Here is a 5,509-nt window from a genome sequence, read left to right on the forward strand (position 1 = left end):
GAACGCAAAAAAGCCCAGCCTTTGTGGGGCTGGGCTTTTCTGGGCTGTAAGAGCCTGACGATGACCTACTTTCACACGGGAACCCGCACTATCATCGGCGCTGAGGCGTTTCACTGTCCTGTTCGGGATGGGAAGGAGTGGGACCACCTCGCTATGGTCATCAGGCATAAAGGGTTGTCACCTTGATTGGATCAAGGCGACGAATTCATAGAGTCTGGAATCAGCGGTTTGTTGAATTGATTTGAATGCGTCAACTTGGCATAACGCCTTGATCTTTAGATCAAAGTTATAGGGTCAAGCCGCACGAGCAATTAGTATCAGTTAGCTTAACGCATTACTGCGCTTCCACACCTGACCTATCAACGTCCTGGTCTTGAACGACTCTTTAGGGGGCTCAAGGCCCCGGCAGATCTCATCTTGAAACGAGTTTCCCGCTTAGATGCTTTCAGCGGTTATCTCTTCCACACTTAGCTACTCGGCAATGCCACTGGCGTGACAACCGATACACCAGAGGTGTGTCCACTCCGGTCCTCTCGTACTAGGAGCAGGCTTCCTCAAATCTGCAGCGCCCACGGAAGATAGGGACCAAACTGTCTCACGACGTTTTAAACCCAGCTCACGTACCTCTTTAAATGGCGAACAGCCATACCCTTGGGACCGGCTACAGCCCCAGGATGAGATGAGCCGACATCGAGGTGCCAAACACCGCCGTCGATATGAACTCTTGGGCGGTATCAGCCTGTTATCCCCAGAGTACCTTTTATCCGTTGAGCGATGGCCCTTCCATACAGAACCACCGGATCACTATGTCCTGCTTTCGCATCTGCTCGACTTGTCAGTCTCGCAGTTAAGCACGCTTATGCCATTGCACTATCGTCACGATGTCCGACCGTAACTAGCGTACCTTCGAACTCCTCCGTTACGCTTTGGGAGGAGACCGCCCCAGTCAAACTGCCTACCATGCACTGTCCCCGATCCAGATAATGGACCTAGGTTAGAACCTCAAACACACCAGGGTGGTATTTCAACGTTGGCTCCACAAGATCTAGCGACCCTGCTTCAAAGCCTCCCACCTATCCTACACAGATCTGTTCAAAGTCCAATACAAAGCTACAGTAAAGGTTCATGGGGTCTTTCCGTCTTTCCGCGGGGAGATTGCATCATCACAAACATTTCAACTTCGCTGAGTCTCAGGAGGAGACAGTGTGGCCATCGTTACGCCATTCGTGCAGGTCGGAACTTACCCGACAAGGAATTTCGCTACCTTAGGACCGTTATAGTTACGGCCGCCGTTTACTGGGACTTCAATCAAGAGCTTGCACCCCATCATTTAATCTTCCAGCACCGGGCAGGCGTCACACCCTATACGTCCACTTTCGTGTTTGCAGAGTGCTGTGTTTTTAATAAACAGTCGCAGCCACCGATTTTTTGCAACCCATTCATGCTCCGTTGTTCACTTCACACTAATAGGGCACACCTTCTTCCGAAGTTACGGTGTCAATTTGCCGAGTTCCTTCTCCTGAGTTCTCTCAAGCGCCTTAGAATACTCATCTCGCGCACCAGTGTCGGTTTGCGGTACGGTCGTGTGTAGCTGAAGCTTAGTGGCTTTTCCTGGAACCTCGTTCAGTCACTTCACCAGCAAGCTGGCTCGATCATGGGCCTCGGTATATGTGCACCGGATTTGCCTAATGCACGCCTACTTCCCACTAAACCGGGATATCCAACACCCGGATGACCTATTAAGATCCGTCCCCACATCGCACTACACATCGGTACAGGAATATTGACCTGTTTCCCATCAGCTACGCATCTCTGCCTCGCCTTAGGGGCCGACTCACTCTACGCCGATGAACGTTGCGTAGAAAACCTTGCGCTTACGGCGAGGGGGCTTTTCACCCCCTTTAACGCTACTCATGTCAGCATTCGCACTTCTGATACCTCCAGCACGCTTTACAACGCACCTTCACAGGCTTACAGAACGCTCTCCTACCACTTGCAATAAATTGCAAATCCGCAGCTTCGGTAACTGGCTTAGCCCCGTTACATCTTCCGCGCAGGACGACTCGATCAGTGAGCTATTACGCTTTCTTTAAATGATGGCTGCTTCTAAGCCAACATCCTGACTGTTTTAGCCTTCCCACTTCGTTTCCCACTTAGCCAATTTTAGGGACCTTAGCTGGCGGTCTGGGTTGTTTCCCTCTTGAGTCCGGACGTTAGCACCCGGTGCTCTGTCTCCCAAGCTGTACTCGTCGGTATTCGGAGTTTGCCTTGGTTTGGTAAGTCGCCATGACCCCCTAGCCAAAACAGTGCTCTACCCCCGACGGTAATACTTGAGGCACTACCTAAATAGTTTTCGGAGAGAACCAGCTATTTCCAAGTTTGTTTAGCCTTTCACCCCTATCCACAGCTCATCCGCTAGTTTTGCAACACTAGTCGGTTCGGACCTCCAGTACCTGTTACGGCACCTTCATCCTGGCCATGGATAGATCACTTGGTTTCGGGTCTACACCCAGCGACTGATCGCCCTATTCGGACTCGATTTCTCTACGGCTTCCCTATTCGGTTAACCTTGCCACTGAATGTAAGTCGCTGACCCATTATACAAAAGGTACGCAGTCACCCTTGCGGGCTCCTACTTTTTGTAAGCACGCGGTTTCAGGATCTATTTCACTCCCCTCCCGGGGTTCTTTTCGCCTTTCCCTCACGGTACTAGTTCACTATCGGTCGATGATGAGTATTTAGCCTTGGAGGATGGTCCCCCCATATTCAGACAGGATTTCTCGTGTCCCGCCCTACTTTTCGTTAGCTCAGTACCACACAGGTCTTTTCACGTACGGGGCTATCACCCGCTATGGCCAGCCTTTCCAAGCTGTTCCGTTAAGTCTTGTGCTATCACTAACAGGCTCTTCCGATTTCGCTCGCCACTACTTTCGGAATCTCGGTTGATGTCTTTTCCTCGAGCTACTGAGATGTTTCAGTTCACCCGGTTCGCCTCGCATACCTATGTATTCAGTATGCGATACCTTTCGGTGGGTTTCCCCATTCGGAAATCTCCGGATCAAAGCTAATTTGCCAGCTCCCCGAAGCTTATCGCAGGCTATCACGTCCTTCGTCGCCTATCATCGCCAAGGCATCCACCACGTGCTCTTATTCACTTGACCCTATAACTTTGACGTTTCTTCACAGAAACCAAAATCAATCAAGGAATTGCCAGGTCTTTCACCTGGCGCGTTATGCCGTCTTCATAAATCGATTTGACTCGAAATTGAAGTTCATTTGACGCAATCAAAAATTCATGTCGCTGATGGCACGGTCCGCACTAAACCTTTACGAATGTGCGGTTTCCACCAGCGACGCTAATTCGACTCTATGAATTTTTAAAGAACAGCCGATTGATCAAGAGATCTTGATCAACAACAAAGATGCCTCTCGCGAAGCAGCTTTGGTGTTGACGTGTATCGTTCGTTTGAAGTTGGTGGAGGATGACGGGATCGAACCGACGACCCCCTGCTTGCAAAGCAGGTGCTCTCCCAGCTGAGCTAATCCCCCGGGTCCTCACATCTGACGCGCTCACCGCGCGCCATGACCATTGGAAGAATTTGGTGGGTCTAGTTGGGCTCGAACCAACGACCCCCGCCTTATCAAGACGGTGCTCTAACCAGCTGAGCTACAGACCCATGTCGATGGAATCGACTTCATCCAACAACCGATAAGTGTGGGCGTTCAAATTGAACTGCTTGTTTCCAGAAAGGAGGTGATCCAGCCGCACCTTCCGATACGGCTACCTTGTTACGACTTCACCCCAGTCACGAACCCTGCCGTGGTAATCGCCCTCCTTGCGGTTAGGCTAACTACTTCTGGCAGAACCCGCTCCCATGGTGTGACGGGCGGTGTGTACAAGACCCGGGAACGTATTCACCGTGACATTCTGATCCACGATTACTAGCGATTCCGACTTCACGCAGTCGAGTTGCAGACTGCGATCCGGACTACGACTGGTTTTATGGGATTAGCTCCCCCTCGCGGGTTGGCAACCCTTTGTACCAGCCATTGTATGACGTGTGTAGCCCCACCTATAAGGGCCATGAGGACTTGACGTCATCCCCACCTTCCTCCGGTTTGTCACCGGCAGTCTCACTAGAGTGCCCAACTAAATGTAGCAACTAATGACAAGGGTTGCGCTCGTTGCGGGACTTAACCCAACATCTCACGACACGAGCTGACGACAGCCATGCAGCACCTGTGTTACGGTTCTCTTTCGAGCACTAAGCCATCTCTGGCGAATTCCGTACATGTCAAAGGTGGGTAAGGTTTTTCGCGTTGCATCGAATTAAACCACATCATCCACCGCTTGTGCGGGTCCCCGTCAATTCCTTTGAGTTTCAACCTTGCGGCCGTACTCCCCAGGCGGTCAACTTCACGCGTTAGCTTCGTTACTGAGTCAGTGAAGACCCAACAACCAGTTGACATCGTTTAGGGCGTGGACTACCAGGGTATCTAATCCTGTTTGCTCCCCACGCTTTCGTGCATGAGCGTCAGTGCAGGCCCAGGGGATTGCCTTCGCCATCGGTGTTCCTCCGCATATCTACGCATTTCACTGCTACACGCGGAATTCCATCCCCCTCTGCCGCACTCCAGCGATGCAGTCACAGATGCAGTTCCCAGGTTGAGCCCGGGGATTTCACAACTGTCTTACATCACCGCCTGCGCACGCTTTACGCCCAGTAATTCCGATTAACGCTTGCACCCTACGTATTACCGCGGCTGCTGGCACGTAGTTAGCCGGTGCTTATTCTTACGGTACCGTCATTAGCCCTCTTTATTAGAAAGAGCCGTTTCGTTCCGTACAAAAGCAGTTTACAACCCGAAGGCCTTCATCCTGCACGCGGCATGGCTGGATCAGGCTTGCGCCCATTGTCCAAAATTCCCCACTGCTGCCTCCCGTAGGAGTCTGGGCCGTGTCTCAGTCCCAGTGTGGCTGGTCGTCCTCTCAGACCAGCTACAGATCGAAGGCTTGGTGAGCCTTTACCTCACCAACTACCTAATCTGCCATCGGCCGCTCCATTCGCGCAAGGCCTTGCGGTCCCCTGCTTTCATCCGTAGATCGTATGCGGTATTAGCACAGCTTTCGCTGCGTTATCCCCCACGATTGGGCACGTTCCGATGTATTACTCACCCGTTCGCCACTCGCCGCCAGGATTGCTCCCGCGCTGCCGTTCGACTTGCATGTGTAAGGCATGCCGCCAGCGTTCAATCTGAGCCAGGATCAAACTCTATAGTTCGATCTTGAATTTTTCGCTCTCTCGAGCAACTCATAAAAACGGAATTGAAGTGAACTTCACTTCTATTCTCATGAGCGTTTAAAGTCTTTTCGACTTTGTTCCGAAGAACTTGGCAATCGCCTTCAAACGCCCACGCTTATCGGCTGTATATTTTTAACGAACTACGCAAAACATCTACTGTCTTGCGTCTTGCTTGCTGCGATCAGCGAAGCCTTCGATTATGACAC

General features: G+C 51.5%; 2 tRNA genes and 3 rRNA genes. All 5 read right to left on the minus strand.

Annotated elements, in window-relative coordinates:
* Nucleotides 1–52 precede the first annotated feature (52 nt).
* A 5S ribosomal RNA gene (gene rrf, locus QTH90_RS31445) occupies nucleotides 53–165 on the minus strand.
* Nucleotides 166–290: 125 nt separating this feature from the next.
* Nucleotides 291–3,161 (minus strand): 23S ribosomal RNA (locus QTH90_RS31450).
* A gap of 312 nt (nucleotides 3,162–3,473) precedes the next feature.
* Nucleotides 3,474–3,549, minus strand: a tRNA-Ala gene (locus QTH90_RS31455).
* A gap of 51 nt (nucleotides 3,550–3,600) precedes the next feature.
* A tRNA-Ile gene (locus QTH90_RS31460) sits at nucleotides 3,601–3,677 on the minus strand.
* Nucleotides 3,678–3,747: 70 nt separating this feature from the next.
* Nucleotides 3,748–5,282 (minus strand): 16S ribosomal RNA (locus tag QTH90_RS31465).
* The 16S, 23S and 5S rRNA genes sit together here with 2 tRNA genes alongside, the layout of an rRNA operon.
* Nucleotides 5,283–5,509: the final 227 nt, after the last annotated feature.

It is taken from the genome of Variovorax flavidus, assembly GCF_030317145.1.
Classification (GTDB): domain Bacteria; phylum Pseudomonadota; class Gammaproteobacteria; order Burkholderiales; family Burkholderiaceae_C; genus Variovorax; species Variovorax flavidus.